The organism is Pararhodobacter oceanensis (assembly GCF_003076755.1).
Lineage (GTDB): Bacteria > Pseudomonadota > Alphaproteobacteria > Rhodobacterales > Rhodobacteraceae > Pararhodobacter > Pararhodobacter oceanensis.
Window position 1 is genome coordinate 15,665 of sequence record NZ_QDKM01000003.1, and the last position, 14,416, is coordinate 30,080.

Consider the following 14,416-nt stretch of genomic DNA (forward strand, 5'->3'; position numbering starts at 1 on the left):
CGCGCGTATTTGCATGTTGATCCTAGAGAATATCATCAGTGATCGCGGCTCACGCTATGCGGTTTCGGGCGGGCCCTGTGCCACGGAACAGGATGCGGCGGCTTTCATCAAGGAATTGAAGCGCAACAAGAAATTCGCCAAAGCAACGCATAACACCTGGGGGCTGATCACCGCAGACGGTCCGGTCAAAGCCGATGATGGCGAAAGCGGCGCGGGTATGGTGATCCTGCGGATGCTCGAACGCGAAGAACTGCAGGACCATATCGTCGTGGTGACGCGCTGGTATGGCGGCAAACATTTGGGCGGCGACCGGTTTCGCCATGTGCAAGAGGCGGTGCGGCTTTATCTGGCGGAGTTGCGCGGCTGATTAGCTGTCAGACTCGCCGCTCTCGGCCAGCACCCGCCGCCGCGCTTCCGCGCTGTCATAATCACTGACCGCAATCAGCGGCGCAAGGTGGCGCATCAGGGCGTTTTCATGCGGATCACGGATGTGATCGACCAGCACAACGCGCCAGAGCGCCTCGATAATCGCGATGCGCTCGTGCTCCTCGAGCGCCATTTTGACCACCCGTGTGAAGCGCACCATATCGGCAGCGCCTTGCTGGGCCTCGGCGGCTTGATCATGCAGCGCGTCCACTTGTGCGTCACCCAGATCAAACATATCACGCAGCAGCCGTTTGACCGCCTGTTTTTCGGCGGCGTCATAGACCCCATCGGCGCGGGCCGCTTCGATCAGCAAAGCCGCGACCGCAACGTCTTGCGGCACCTCGGCGCGGGCGGTGGCTTGCGGGCGGAACAGGGATTTGAGCGCATCTATCATCGTTGTAATATGTGGGCAAAACCCGACCTGCACAACCGCGAACACCGGCACGTGATAGGGGATTTTGCGCTTCAGCCGAGCACGTCACCCACCGCCTGCGGTTGCGTGAGAATGGCCCCCGCCTCGCCCCACAATAGGTCCGAGATCACGTCGCTGGTCGGCACGTAATCGAGCGGCAATTCGTGCAGGATGCCAAGGATCGCGGGCACGTCAAAGCGTTCGCAAGCGGCAAACAGGCGCTCGAGCACCGCGGTCAGCTCCGCCATCGGCAGCGAGACCTCATTGGCGGTCATGATCCGCGGGTGGCGGGTTGGCGAAGGGTCGTTGCCGATCAATAGCTCTTCATACAGCTTCTCGCCCTTGCGCAGCCCGGTCACGCAGACCGGAATATCGCCCTTCTCGGGCGCGATCTGGTCGGGATGTTCAGCGATATAGGGTGTCAACCCGTGCAAGCGCACCATGCTCATTGCGAGGTCCAAAATCTTGACCGGCTCGCCCATGTCCAGAATGAAGACATCGCCGCCCTTGCCCATCGCCCCCGCCTGAATCACCAATTGCGCGGCTTCGGGGATGGTCATGAAATAGCGGTTGATGTCCTTATGGGTCACGGTGATCGGCCCACCGGCCTCGATCTGTGCCCGAAACCGCGGGATCACCGAGCCCGAGGAGCCCAGAACATTGCCAAAGCGCACCATGGAAAACACGGTTCCGCCGGGCTCTTGCGCATAGGCTTGGCAAATCAACTCGGCCAGGCGTTTCGAGGCGCCCATCACGTTGGTCGGGCGCACCGCCTTGTCGGTCGAAATCATGATGAAGCTTTCGACACCGGCCTTGCGCGCCGCCGCCGCAATCGCCTGCGTGCCGAAGACATTGTTGCGAATGCCCTCGATGACATTTTCCTCGACCAAGGGCACATGCTTATAGGCCGCCGCGTGGTAGATCGTCTGCACGTCGAAGGATTTGATCGTCTTCTCGAGTCTGCGCACCTGCTGCACCGAGCCCAGAATCGGCACGATCCGCAGCTTGTATTTCATCCGCGTTGCGGTCTCGGTCAGTTCCAATCCAGTGGCATAGAGTGCGTATTCCGATACGTCATAAAGGATCAGCGCCTCGGGCTTCTGGGTGATGATCTGGCGGCATAATTCGCTGCCGATCGAGCCGCCCGCGCCCGAGACCATCACCACCTTGCCCTCAATATTCTCGCGGATCAGTTCAGCGTCCGGCGCCACCGGATCGCGGCCCAAGAGATCCTCGGCAGAGACCACGCGCAACTCGGAAATCTTTGCTTTCCCCGAGATGATATCGGCCATGCCGGGGATGGTTTTGATCTCCAACTGCAGCTCGGCCATCTGTGAGACAATCTCGCGGCGGCGCGCGCGGCCAATGCTGGGGATCGCCAAGAGCACCACCTGCGCGCCGGTCTGTTCAACCAATCGCGGCAGTTGGCCGGGCGGGAACACCCTGAGCCCGCCCACCGCCATCCCCTGCAGGTTGGGATTGTCATCGACCAGCCCCACCGGCGCATATTCGCGGCCATGAACCAGCGCATTGAGCAGTTGCAAACCGGCCTCGCCTGCCCCGTAGACCAGCACCGGCTGCTTGCCGCCGCGCAATGGGCGCCGGAAATAATAGCGCACGACAAAGCGCAGCCCGCCGACCGAGATGAACACGAACATCCCGAAAATAATCGGCACCGAGCGCGGTAAATTCGCGCCGAAATAAAGCCCCGCCGCATAGAGCACGACACCGGCAACCACCGCCCCTTTGGCCACCGTCGCTAAAATCCTGCTGGTCAAATAGCGCACCAACGCGCGGTAGAGCCCGCTGATCTGCAAGGTGACCAGCGTCGCCACAACCGTGACCAGCAGTGTCAGCCAGACCTCGGACCTGCCGAGGAAGAACAGGCTTTCGAGCCGGAACAGCATTGCAGCCATAAACGACAGTGCAATCGAGGTCATATCGAGCCCGATCTGCAGGGAAATCTTGGATCGTCGGCTCAGCGATGAAAGTGATTCTGAAAAATTACGCATGGAAAAATCCTGGTCCGCAGGTAGCGATAACGCCGCGCCGTAAACTACCGCAGGGGGATATCGGGAACAACTCAAGTTAGCCGGTTTCTGGATGTGCCAAGCGAGAATACTCCCATATCGCCCGTGCATTGGGATGTGTTGCCGGTTTGTGCCAAGGGGTCATCGTGCAGCTCAGGCACTAAGCTCAATCTCAGGTTGCGCATCCGTCGCATATGGCAAAACCCGCGCGCCTAGCCCTACGCGCGACTCAGCCCAAGCGCCGAAATTATGCGCAGCAAACGCGCGGACCATATGGCCTCTCTCGGGGCGATTTGATATGATTGAGATGTATATTTAGCGCGCCACGCTCGCTGCCAGCAAAAGAGAGGTATTGTCGCCATGACCGACTCAATCACACCGGAAACCGATATTGAAATCGCGGAGAAACCTGCGCGCCGGTCGTTCCTTAAAACCACCGCTCTTGGAGCGTTAGGCGCATATGTCGGGATGAATATTCCCTTCGCAGAGAACCTGAAAGCCTTTGCTCAGGGAATGAATGAAGAAGACATCATGGCCGGTAAACCCGACTTGATTCTGCTTGGCGACCGCCCTCTGAACGCCGAAACTCCGGCGCATCTGCTGGATGATGAAGTCACCCCCTATGAGCGTTTCTTTGTCCGCAACAACGGTGGTGTGCCGGATACCGCGCTGAATATGGATGCCGAGGGCTGGACGCTGACCATTGACGGCGAAGTCGAGACGCCGCTGGTGCTGACGCTGGATGACCTGAAGAACAATTTCGAGGTGATCACCCGTCGCTTGGTCATCGAATGCGGTGGCAACGGCCGCGCGTATTTCAACCCCGGCGCCTCGGGCAACCAATGGACCACCGGCGCGGTTGGCTGCGCGGAGTGGACCGGCGTGCGTCTGAGCGATGTTCTGAACGCCGCCGGCATCAAGGACACCGCCGTTTACACCGCCCATTACAGCAACGATCCGCATCTCTCGGGCGATCCCGAGCGTGATGCAATCTCGCGCGGGGTGCCCATTGAAAAGGCACTGGCAGAAGGCGGCATGATCGCTTGGGAAATGAACGGCGAGCCGATTCCGGCGGTGCATGGGTTCCCGCTGCGGGTGATCAACCCGGGCTACCCCGGCTCGACCTCGCAAAAGTTCCTGACCCGCATCTGGGTGCGTGATCAGGTCCATGATGGCGCCAAGATGACCGGCTATTCCTACCGCATGCCCGCCTATCCGGTGGCTCCGGGCACCGAAGTGCCGGAAGAGGATATGGTGATCATGACCGATATGCCGGTCAAATCGCTGATCACCTTCCCGCAGTCGGGCACCCAGGCCCCTGCCGGTGCCGCCACCGAAGTGCGCGGCCATGCATGGTCGGGCAGCGGCGATATCGCCTCGGTTGATGTGTCGATCGACTTTGGCGCCACCTGGATTCCCGCCGAGTTGGAGCCTGCGGTCAATAAATTCGCATGGCAGCGGTTCCGCGCGAATGTGACCCTGCCCGAGGCCGGATATTACGAGGTCTGGGCGCGCGCCACCGATATGACCGGTGAAGCACAGCCGCCGGTCGTGCCGGGTTGGAACCCGCGTGGCTATGGCAACAACATGCAGCACCGCATCGCGTTGATTGCGACCTGATCCTCGCGCTGGAACCGGGTCTTTGGCCCGGTTCCTATCAATATTAGAAAGACTCGCTATGTTCGCGACATCCCATATTCTGCGCGGCGCACTCGGCGTCTCGCTGGCCTGTTTGGTCACCGCTGCTTCGGCGCAGGTGGCTTATGACCCGATGCGGGCGGCGCCCAATCCGCTGATGCCCCTCACCCCGATGCAGCCCGCCACAACGGATTCTGCAACGCCCGAGAGCGCCAGCGCCGAGGTGCTGCCCAATCCCGATTTCGGCAATCTCCCCGATGCGGAAGGCGTTGAGGAGACCTTTTACCAATGCGTCGCCTGTCACTCGACGGCGATCATCCTGCAGCAACGCCTGACTGATGAGCGTTGGGATTATCTGTGGACATGGATGATCGAAGATCAGGGCATGTATGAGCCCGAAGACGAGATCCGTGACGAGATTCTCACCTATCTCAAGACGCATTTCTCGTCCGAGCGCTGATCAGCGCCACAAGCACAAGGCCCGGCGTCCCGACTTGCGATATCGCAACTCTGACGCCGGGCCACATCTGCATTTGAGGGCGGGAGCCTTATCCGGCTATCGGCGCCCCTGCCCCTTGAGGCCTAGTCTTGAAGCATCGCGCTTGGCTCTTTGCGCGGAACGGTGAACCAGAAGGTCGTCTTCCCGTCCTTGCCGCTGTCAAAGCCGATGCGACCGCCGGATTTCTCGACAATCTGTTTGGTGATATTCAACCCCAGCCCGGTGCCGCCACGCTCGCGCGTGGTCGAGGATTCCGCCTGCGAGAAGGGTTTGAAAATCTTGTCACGGAACTCGCTCGGAATTGCATCGCCCGAATTGGTCACCGAGATGCGGATCTCCGTGGGCTGCGGCTCGATCCTGACATCAACCTCACTGCCCTCGGCGGCAAATTTGGCGGCGTTTTCCAATAGATTGGTCATCACTTGCTGAAAGCGGCGCGCATCGACATAGCAAAGCGCCTCGCGGTCCTCGCCAATCGAATTGAACCGGACGTTATATTTATCAGCCGAGTTCATATTGGTCATAATTGCTTCTTCGACCAACCGCTGAACCTTATGCTGCGAAAAGGCGAAATGGACCCGACCAACCGAGAATTTCTCGAAGTCTAGAATATCATTCACCAGCGTATGCAGGCGCTTGCCATTTTCCTGCGCGATATATAGCAGACGTTGCGCCTCATCTGACAGCGGCTCGGAATCCATGAAGGACAATAGCGATAGCGCCCCAAGCACCGAGGTTAACGGCGTGCGCAATTCATGGCTAACGGTGGCTACAAATTCGCTTTTAAGCTCGGTCAGACGGCGCTGTTCGGTGATATCCACGATTTGCGACAGGTATTGCTCGGGGCGGCCCTCGGAATCCTTGATCGCCACAACGCTGAGCAACCCCCAGACGACCTCACCATCACGGCGCAGATAGCGCTTCTCGATTTGGTAATTCTCGATTTCACCGGCGGTGAGTCTTTTGAGATTGTCGAGATCGACATCCAGATCATCGGGATGGGTCAACGCCTGAAAATTGGTCGAGAGGATTTCCTCCTCGGTATAGCCCAGCATCGCACTGATCGCCGGATTGATCCGCAGCCAGCGCCCGTCCAACCCGACAATCGCCTTGCCGGTGGTGGCGCTGTCAAAGGCGGATTTGAACCGCTCTTCGCTTTTGCGCAGGTCATTCTCGATGGCCTTGCGCTCGGTGATATCGGTCAGCGCCCCGACCACCCGTGTCACCGCGCCCTTGGCGTCGCGTTTTGCCACCGAGATATCGGACCGGAACCAGCGCCATTGCCCGCCGTCGCCTGAATGATAGCGATGCTCGGACGAGGCGCGCGCGGCAGCACCGCTCAGGCAGAGATCAACCGGTCGCAGCGCCGCCGCCAGATCATCGGGATGCACCCGTGCACGCCAGCGCAACTGCAGATCCTGCGTATCGTCACGCTCAAGCCCCAGCAACTCGCGCCAGACATCCGAAACAATCACCGTATCATCGACCGCGTTATACTCGAACACCCCGATCCGCGCGCCGGTGATCGCACTATTGGCGCGCAGTAATTCCGCCTGCGAGACCAGATCGGCCTGCACCTCATCGGAGATATCGCGCAGTGCCAGCGTATGGTTCAGATCGCCGCTCGGGTCGGTCCATGCGGTCATGTGAACGACCAAGGGCACTGTCGCGCCACAGCAGGTCTGCGCCACCATCTGCTTGATCACCGCCTCGCAGGCGGGCGGTTCGATATAGGCGTGCAATTCGTCAATCGAGGCGACCGGCAGCAGTTCGGTGATCTTGCGACCCGGAAGCCCCGTATCATGGCAGGCGAACAACTCATTGGCCGCCTCATTGGCGCGGCGGATGGTGCCACGCGGCCCGACGATGAGCAGCGGCAAGCGCATATGTTCGAACGCATCCAGGATCGGTGTATCGGTCATTCGATTGGCGCTTTCACTTCATCGCATTTTGTCTGCAATCGCATGGAATAAATTAAACTTTACCTGAGACGTAACCCTGCAGAGGGCCCAAAAACACCCCTTGCAAGCCCCTGCGCGACTGCTTCGGCGCATATCTGCCGACGTCATAATTTCGCCACACGGTTGAGCCAGATTCGCACCACCTAACCGAGGCTTTGCGATAGAAAAAGGGGGTAAATTCGTATTACGCGGCGAAAACCACCTATTATCAATCGCACCCACAACCCAAGGCTGTATTGCGGGCTTTTCATACTGTCGGAGGGCGTGCTTTGATCGCTGCCTATCTTCTCGCCGCTGCCGCTGCGGGCCTTTTGGCAGCAGCGGTTGCGATGCTTGCGGGCGCCGGATTGCCACTGGCGCTGGCCAGCTATGTCGCGGCAGGACTGCTGGCGATGGCTGGCATTGCTGCGTTCAGACCCACGCGAAGCAGGCGCTCGGCCCATGGGAACCCACCGCGACCCACCACCGCGAAACCGCTCGAGGCCGCTGAGATGCGCATTCTGGCTGTCGATGACGACCCTTTCATTCTGGAACTGATCCCGCAAATCGCCGCTCAGGCCGGATATACCAACACCGCCGCCGCAGATTCCGGCGAGGCGGCTCTGGCGATGCTGGAAGATCCGGCAACGCATTTCGATTGCCTGCTGGTTGATATCACCATGCCCGGTATGGACGGTGTCGAATTGTGCCGCCGCCTGCGCCGCATGGCGCGCTACCAACACACGCCGGTGATCATGCTGACCGCGCGGCGCGATGCGCATCACATGGGCAATGCCTACCGCGCCGGAGCCTCGGATTACGCCACCAAACCCTTCGAGATTGACGACCTGCGCCAGCGCCTGCAGGCCGCGCAAGAGATGGTGCGCCGCCAGCGTATGGAGCTGCCGCGCCTGACTGCTCCGCATGCCGAAACACCACGGCCCATCGCCCCGCTTTCCCATTCCCCGCACCAACACGCGGCAACCGGCCAGAGCGCGCCCCCCCCTGCCAGCCTCTTGCTGCGCGACATTCACGGGCTGGTCAGCGAGAGCGCCTTGCTCAATTACCTGACCGCCCTGCCCCGCGAAGCCCTGCCCGAGGTCCAGATCCTCGCTATCGAATTCGACCAAAGCCGCAACCTCTTCGAGGGGATGCCCGCCGAGACCCTGACCGCGATGCTCGAAGATCTGGCGGCCTTGGCGATCGGTTACTTCGGCGCGGATCGCAGCGTCATGGCCTATACCGAGACCGCGAGCCTGGTGATCGCGACAACGCTGGTAAAGCCCTTCTCGGTCGCGATGATCGAGGCGGATTTCTGCCGCTGGCTCGCCTGCAACGCACCATCGCAACTGCGCAGCGGTGATCCCTTGGTCACTCTTTCGGTGGCCGGACCGATAGACTTGCACGGGACAAAAACCGCCCGCGCCGCTGCCACCGTCGAGTTGATCACCGCCTTGGCACAGACCCGCGCGCTGGAAAAACAGGACGGGCGCGCCGCGCGCAACCGCCAGGTGGCGGCAAGATGACCCTGCTAAACTCGCATCCCCCGTCCCACCAGATACAGGCGCCAACGCCCGAATTGAGGCGGCCCGCAGATCAAACTCTCGCGCCCACGCGCGGCGCTAATCTGCAATCCCGCCCTGCCGCCGGATATTTCAGACCGCATCCAAGGTGGCAGCCCTGCACAATCTCCGCCCAGCCTGCGACAAAGCCGCGCTCGATTTTGCGCCAAAACACAGTTATGTGACAGGTATTCACGCAACCAAAGCCACATCTCGCAAGTATTCCCTAGCGAGACACTCTATTCGCGGAAAAGAACTTGTGCCTCGTGCGAAGCCAAAATAGGCTCGAATCATGCAACTTACGAGTCAATCGCATGCGCATCGGCTAATCCGTTCCGATTGTATTTTTTGCGCCGGTTGTTTTCAGTTTTCACCAAATGCTTTTACTCACGCTACGATGCCTTTGAGGTTCCAATGAAGATTCTTGCCGTCGACGATGACGCGTTCATCCTAGAAATTCTTACGATGACCGTGGCGCGCTTCGATTTCCCGGAGGTTGTCACCGCGCATTCCGGCGAGAGGGCTCTGTCTTTGTTGCAAAGCGACGATGCCGGATTCGACTGTTTCCTGCTCGATATCAGCATGCCCGGCATGGACGGTATCGAACTTTGCAGCCGCATCCGCCAGATCGAGCGCTACAGCAAAACCCCGATCATCATGCTGACCGCGATGAGCGAGAAGGATTACATCGACCGCGCCTTTCAGGCCGGCGCCACGGATTACATCGGCAAGCCTTTCGATATCTCCGAGGTCGGCGCACGGTTGCGGATCGCCAAGGAATTGATCGACGCCCGCCGCGCCTATGACGTCTCGCACCGCAGCAAAAAGGTGAGCCAGGCCGAGAGTGCCGAAAGCGGGCTGGTCGATGAGGTTACGATCGACAGCGTCGAGAATGTGGTCAGCCAAACCGCATTGGGCAACTATCTCAAGCAGGTGTCCCAGTCCGAGAAAGCGCGCACTCAGGTTCTGGCCGCGATCATCACCGGCTTTGACCGGCTGCAAAGCCGCGCCACCTCGGCCTGCTTCCTCGCCGCCCTCACCGCCGTTGCCGAAGCGATCAGCGCGGTGTTCAAACCCTACGGCTATATGATGGCCTATGCCGGTGCCGGACGGTTTCTGATCGTCATGCACCGCCCGGATCTGGAGCCCTCGATCGCGGCGGAACTGGAAATTCAGGAATATCTGGACGCCAAACGGTTGAGCTTTGATGACGGCGGGCCGATGGAGCTTGAGGTGTCGCTGGGCAATCCGATCAAGCCGGTGCCAAGCCGCACGCAGGGGGTGTGGAAGTCCTTTCAGCGCGCCTTGGGCCGTGCCGAAAGCCGCGCCGAGAAACGGTTGGCAGACCTGCGGCCGGTGAAACTGCGCTAGATGCGCAGGCTGATTTTCCCAGACAATTCGCTATTCATCGCGGCAGAGTGAACCAGAAGGTGGTTTTCCCGTCTTCGGTGGTTTGAAACCCGATTTTCCCGCCGGTCTGCTCGACAATCTGCTTGGCAATCGCCAGCCCCAGACCAGTGCCGCCACGCTCGCGGGTCGAGGTCGAATTCGCCTGCGCGAAAGGCTCGAAAATACGGTCGCGGAAGGCTTCCGGGATCGGTTCGCCGAAATTCGTCACCGACACGCAGACATCGCTGCCCTTCTCTTCGACCCGCACTTCAATGGTGCTGGCCTGATTGGCGAATTTCGCGGCGTTCGACAACAGGTTGGTCATCACCTGCTGAAAGCGTTGCGGATCGACCAGACAGGTCGCGGCGCGGGCCGGTGCGAATAGCTCGAAATCGACACCGTAAGTATGCGCCGCGCCTAGGTTGGCCGAGATCGCATCCTCGACCAAAGCCGAAATCCGCTGGCTCGACAAATGCATATGCATATGCCCGCCCGAGAATTTCTCGAAATCGAGCACGTCATTGATCAGCTCATGCATCCGGTCGCCATTCTTTTTAGCGATATAGAGCAAGCGCTTTGCATCCTCGGACAGCGCCTCGGTATCCATCGAGGTCAGCAGCATCAACGAGCCGATGATCGAGGTCAAAGGCGTGCGCAATTCGTGGTTAATGGTCGAGATAAACTCGCCTTTTAACTGCTGCTGCTGGTGCTGGCTGGTGACATCGATGAGCTGGCCAATATAGTGATCGAAAGCACCGTCATCATCCCTGACCTTGGCGACGCTCAGTATCGCCCACATGACGCTGCCATCGGCACGGACAAACCGTTTGTCGAACTGGAACGTGTTCAATTTGCTAGTCTCGAAACGCTGCAAACGCTCAAGATCGGCTTTCAAATCGTCGGGATGGGTGATTTTGCGAATGCTCGAAGCCAACAATTCTTCGGTGGTGAAACCCAGCATTTCGCTCAATCGGGGATTCACCTCGATAAATTCGCCCTCGGCGCCGAGGATCGCCATGCCGACCGCAGCGCTGTCGAAGGTCGAGCGGAACTGTTCGACACTGCGGCGCAGCGCCTCCTCGGTTTCCCTGCGCTTGGTCACATCCATCATCGCGCCGCTCACGCGGGTGACATTGCCCTCAAGGTCGCGTCCGGCAACCGCCAGATCGCTGTGCACCCAGATCCATTCGGTCCGGCTCTTCGAGCGAAAGCGGTATTCGTCTTCGAAACGCTCAATCTCGCCGTTCAGAAGCCGTTGAAGTCCCGCGTTAAGTTCGATCCCGTCCTCGGGATGCATGCGCGCAACCCATTCTTTCTGGATCAAATCGCTATCATGGCTGCTGATCTGCAAGACCTCGCGCCAGATATCGCAGACCGAGATTTTGCCAGTCGTTCGGTCGTATTCCCAAGTGGCGATTTCCGCGCCCTTGATCGCATTGCTCAACCTTTGATAATCGGCGCGAAAGGCGGCTTCGGCGCTGGAGGCCGCCACCGCTTCTTGCAGGATCACGACGTAACGCGAGGCGCGGCCCTCGAGCGCACAGGTCGAAATCTGCACGGTCAGCGCAATCGCTTCGCCACCGGCCGAGCGTCCGGTGACACCCTCGACGACCATTGTGTCGTGGCTTTGCGACGCACCGGCCACCAGATCATCGACCGAGTTGATTGACAGGATATCCGTCACATTGCGCCCGTTGAGCGCATCTGCGTCATAGCCGAACAACGTATCCGCGGGGTGGTTGGCAAAGACAATCCAGCCAGCGGTATCGACGATCATTTGTGGTAAAAGCAGGAGATTACCGGTGCGCGACGAGGTGTCGGCGTCAATCGTATTATGAGTATTCACTAAAATCTCCATACCGACATGACTGTCACTATATTTTCGGCTGGTGTGTTACGCATGACCCATTTTCGGTCACGGCGGCATAGTGCCATAAACCTGACCTTGGATGAAGCCCTGTTGCGCGTGTGAAACACCGTTTTTCCGCTAGCGCAAACATTACTGCTAGCGCAAACATAACATATAACTCGAAATTATTGATCAGCGAAAGGTCAAAGCTTAGCCATTGTCCATGATCGTCTCGTAAAGATCATCGATCTCGGGTCCGGTTTTGTTCAGCGCGCGGTGCAGATAATAGGACACCTGCGGCAATGACGGCAGGCCCAGTTTCGTATCAAGGATTTCGACATCCGAGCGAAAGGCGCTTTTGGTGCGGGCGGTGATCCCCAGTCCCGCCTCGATGCCAAAGCGCACGCCCGACGGGGTGCGTGAGGTGAATTTCTCGAAATAGGTCCAGCCGTTCAGATCCAGCGCGGTCAGGGCGATGCGGCGGAACATGCTGGGCGCATCGGTCAGCACCAAGGGCAGCGGCTCGTTGGGATTGTGCTGCCAGTTCTTACCGGCGATCCAATGCACTGACATCAGACTGGCGCGCCGCCCCTCGCTGCCGCCCGAACGCCATGTGCTCAGCGTCAGATCCAGCGTGCCCTCTTCGAGCATCTTCATCAAAACGCCGCTGCGCTCGATCGCCAAAGCGATTCGCACACGTGGCCAGCGCAGGGAAAATGCCTTGAGGATGCGCGGCAAGACATCGTTGGCAATCTCCATCGGTGCGCCCAAGCGGATCACGCCGGTGTTGTGGCTGCTGCCCGAGGCTGACATCGCCTGATGGCACAGGGACAGGATTTCGTGGCTGTGGCGCAGCAGGGTTTTGCCCGCCTCGGTCAACTCGCGACGGCGCCCTTTGGTGACGAATAGCGGCGTGCCCAGGACCTGCTCAAGGTTCTTCATTTGCTGGGAAATTGCCGGTTGCGTGCGCTGGAGCTTGAGCGCGGCACCGCCAAAACTCCCCTCTTCGTCAATCGCGATCAGGGTGCGTAGCTGCGACAGTGATAGCGGCATATCGGGTTTCACGAAGCGCTCCCATTCGATCACATTTTCTTATGAATAGTGAAAAATTATCGAAGTTACAAATGGATTGGCACACATTAAGTTCGCCAGATGAGTTTTTTCATAAGGGAGTATGAGATGAAGAACCTTGCACTTGTTGCTGCACTTGGTCTGAGCGCGCTGGCGATGCCGGCGCTGGCCGACGATTATCCGCAGCGCGATATTGATCTGGTTGTGCCCTTCGCCCCCGGCGGATCGGTTGACACGACCTCGCGTATTATCGCTGAAACCGCCAACTCGATCCTTGAGGGTGGCGAGCTGGTGGTGGTGAACCGTGGCGGCGGCGGCGGTATCGTCGGGCAGACCTCGGTGTCGATGGCCGCCCCTGATGGCTATTCGATCCTCGCGATGACCAGCTCGGTGGTGACCAACCCGCTGATGAAGGGCGCGACCTATTCGATCGACGACTTCCGTCCGGTCGCCCTGTATAACCTCGATCCCGAAGTCATCGCCGTGCCGATGGATTCGCCCTTCGAGACCGCGCAGGACTTCATCGACGCCGCCACCGCAGAGCCGTTGAGCATCGTCGTCGCCGGTATCGGCACCTCGCACCACCTCTCGGGTCTGGCAATCGAGCGGGTCACCGATATGACCTTCAACTACATCCCGACCAGCGGCTTTGGCGCGCAGGTTCAGGCGGTGGTTGGTGGCCATGCGGATGGCGCGCTCTGGCCGATGGGTGAGGCAATGGCCCAAGCCCAGGCTGGCGGCGTGCGTCTGCTGGCGATTGCGCAAGAAGAGCGCAACCCCGACTTCCCCGATGTCCCGACCTTCCAGGAAGCCGGCATCGACATCCCGATCTTCGCCACTTTCCGCGGCTGGGCCGTGCCTGCTGGCACCCCTGATGATGTCGTCGCCACGCTGTCGAACCTGATGCAGTCGGTCTATGAAGACGAAGCCTACCGTGAGCGCATGACCAATGCTGGCTTTGTGCCGGTGTTCCGCGACGCGGATGCGTTCCAAGCGGTGATCAGCGACTACGCGACCCGCACCGGCGCGATCATCGAAGAAGCCGGTCTCGGCCAGTAAACCCTATGCCTGCCCGTCCTTTGTGGCGGGCAGGCTTTTGCTATTCCACCCGCCAAGGAGCAAAGACCAATGTCCGCAAGATCGGGAACTCCATTCGTTCGGCCCCATAGCGATTTCTGGCTGGGGCTTGCATTGGTTATACTTGGTGGCATCGCCGCTTGGATGGCCAGCGGCTTTGACGCGATGTCGCGCAATTATCCCATCGCCCTATCTACGGCGGTGATCGTGCTCGGCGCCTTGCTGGTGGTCAAAAGCCGCCGCCCGAAAGCCGAGATCGCCAATTTCGCCATCGCCAGTCCGGTCGCGCTGATCGCCTCGCTGACGCTGATCGCATGGATCGTCGCGCTGACCTATGGGCTGGGCTACATCCTGCCGACCTTTGTGATGCAGGCCGTATTCATGACCGTCTGCGGTGTGCGCGGCTTTGGCAAGGTCGCGCTGATTGCCGCGATCATCACCGGTGTCAGCTATCTCGCGTTTATCGTCGGGCTGGGCGTGCGCCTGCCTACAACTATCGCACCCTGGCTTATGTGAGTTACGA

Annotated in this window: 12 protein-coding genes; 7 read left to right on the plus strand and 5 right to left on the minus strand. The window is 59.6% G+C overall.

Annotation, left to right across the window (positions count from 1 at the left end; genetic code table 11):
- Positions 1–13 precede the first annotated feature (13 nt).
- Positions 14–367: a YigZ family protein gene (locus DDE20_RS07660; protein WP_116557904.1), complete on the plus strand. Its 354-nt coding sequence runs from the start codon at positions 14–16 to the stop codon at positions 365–367.
- Here the strand turns inward: DDE20_RS07660 and DDE20_RS07665 are convergent, their stop codons facing one another.
- Both DDE20_RS07665 and DDE20_RS07670 read right to left on the minus strand, forming a co-directional pair.
- Positions 368–820, minus strand: a complete 453-nt coding sequence (locus DDE20_RS07665; protein WP_133240327.1) for a tellurite resistance TerB family protein — start codon at positions 818–820, stop codon at positions 368–370.
- Positions 821–891: 71 nt separating this feature from the next.
- A complete protein-coding gene (locus DDE20_RS07670; protein ID WP_116557906.1) occupies positions 892–2,850 on the minus strand; it encodes a polysaccharide biosynthesis protein in 1,959 nt (652 codons plus the stop codon).
- A 378-nt stretch (positions 2,851–3,228) separates the two neighbouring features.
- Between DDE20_RS07670 and DDE20_RS07675 the strand changes: the two genes are divergently transcribed.
- Both DDE20_RS07675 and DDE20_RS07680 read left to right on the plus strand, forming a co-directional pair.
- A complete protein-coding gene (locus DDE20_RS07675; protein ID WP_116557907.1) occupies positions 3,229–4,488 on the plus strand; it encodes a sulfite oxidase in 1,260 nt (419 codons plus the stop codon).
- A 58-nt stretch (positions 4,489–4,546) separates the two neighbouring features.
- Positions 4,547–4,966, plus strand: a complete 420-nt coding sequence (locus DDE20_RS07680) for a cytochrome C-552 (RefSeq protein ID WP_116557908.1) — start codon at positions 4,547–4,549, stop codon at positions 4,964–4,966.
- A 122-nt stretch (positions 4,967–5,088) separates the two neighbouring features.
- Here DDE20_RS07680 and DDE20_RS07685 read toward each other — a convergent pair whose 3' ends face one another.
- Entirely contained in the window at positions 5,089–6,927 is a 1,839-nt protein-coding gene (locus DDE20_RS07685; protein WP_116557909.1) for a sensor histidine kinase, read from the minus strand.
- A 308-nt stretch (positions 6,928–7,235) separates the two neighbouring features.
- Here DDE20_RS07685 and DDE20_RS07690 point away from each other — a divergent pair, with 308 nt between their 5' ends.
- Positions 7,236–8,471, plus strand: coding sequence for a response regulator (locus tag DDE20_RS07690; protein ID WP_116557910.1), 1,236 nt, complete (start codon positions 7,236–7,238; stop codon positions 8,469–8,471).
- A 450-nt stretch (positions 8,472–8,921) separates the two neighbouring features.
- Positions 8,922–9,878, plus strand: coding sequence for a response regulator (locus DDE20_RS07695; RefSeq protein WP_133240328.1), 957 nt, complete (start codon positions 8,922–8,924; stop codon positions 9,876–9,878).
- A 34-nt stretch (positions 9,879–9,912) separates the two neighbouring features.
- Here DDE20_RS07695 and DDE20_RS07700 read toward each other — a convergent pair whose 3' ends face one another.
- Positions 9,913–11,742: a sensor histidine kinase gene (locus DDE20_RS07700; RefSeq protein ID WP_165814455.1), complete on the minus strand. Its 1,830-nt coding sequence runs from the start codon at positions 11,740–11,742 to the stop codon at positions 9,913–9,915.
- 213 nt (positions 11,743–11,955) lie between these two features.
- The gene (locus tag DDE20_RS07705; RefSeq protein WP_240607907.1) at positions 11,956–12,810 is read right to left on the minus strand and encodes a LysR family transcriptional regulator; all 855 of its coding nucleotides are present in this window, start codon (positions 12,808–12,810) and stop codon (positions 11,956–11,958) included.
- Positions 12,811–12,924: 114 nt separating this feature from the next.
- Between DDE20_RS07705 and DDE20_RS07710 the strand changes: the two genes are divergently transcribed.
- Both DDE20_RS07710 and DDE20_RS07715 read left to right on the plus strand, forming a co-directional pair.
- Complete coding sequence (locus DDE20_RS07710; RefSeq protein WP_116557913.1) at positions 12,925–13,875, plus strand: Bug family tripartite tricarboxylate transporter substrate binding protein; 951 nt, start codon at positions 12,925–12,927, stop codon at positions 13,873–13,875.
- 69 nt (positions 13,876–13,944) lie between these two features.
- Positions 13,945–14,409, plus strand: coding sequence for a tripartite tricarboxylate transporter TctB family protein (locus tag DDE20_RS07715; RefSeq protein WP_116557914.1), 465 nt, complete (start codon positions 13,945–13,947; stop codon positions 14,407–14,409).
- Positions 14,410–14,416 lie beyond the last annotated feature (7 nt).

What these genes read in the sequence shown, in the direction of transcription:
- DDE20_RS07665 (WP_133240327.1), bottom strand. Translation starts at nt 820, where the DNA reads ATGATAGATGCGCTCAAATCCCTGTTCCGCCCGCAAGCCACCGCCCGC.
- DDE20_RS07670 (WP_116557906.1), bottom strand. Translation starts at nt 2,850, where the DNA reads ATGCGTAATTTTTCAGAATCACTTTCATCGCTGAGCCGACGATCCAAG.
- DDE20_RS07660 (WP_116557904.1), top strand. Translation starts at nt 14, where the DNA reads ATGTTGATCCTAGAGAATATCATCAGTGATCGCGGCTCACGCTATGCG.
- DDE20_RS07695 (WP_133240328.1), top strand. Translation starts at nt 8,922, where the DNA reads ATGAAGATTCTTGCCGTCGACGATGACGCGTTCATCCTAGAAATTCTT.
- DDE20_RS07680 (WP_116557908.1), top strand. Translation starts at nt 4,547, where the DNA reads ATGTTCGCGACATCCCATATTCTGCGCGGCGCACTCGGCGTCTCGCTG.
- DDE20_RS07675 (WP_116557907.1), top strand. Translation starts at nt 3,229, where the DNA reads ATGACCGACTCAATCACACCGGAAACCGATATTGAAATCGCGGAGAAA.
- DDE20_RS07710 (WP_116557913.1), top strand. Translation starts at nt 12,925, where the DNA reads ATGAAGAACCTTGCACTTGTTGCTGCACTTGGTCTGAGCGCGCTGGCG.
- DDE20_RS07685 (WP_116557909.1), bottom strand. Translation starts at nt 6,927, where the DNA reads ATGACCGATACACCGATCCTGGATGCGTTCGAACATATGCGCTTGCCG.
- DDE20_RS07715 (WP_116557914.1), top strand. Translation starts at nt 13,945, where the DNA reads ATGTCCGCAAGATCGGGAACTCCATTCGTTCGGCCCCATAGCGATTTC.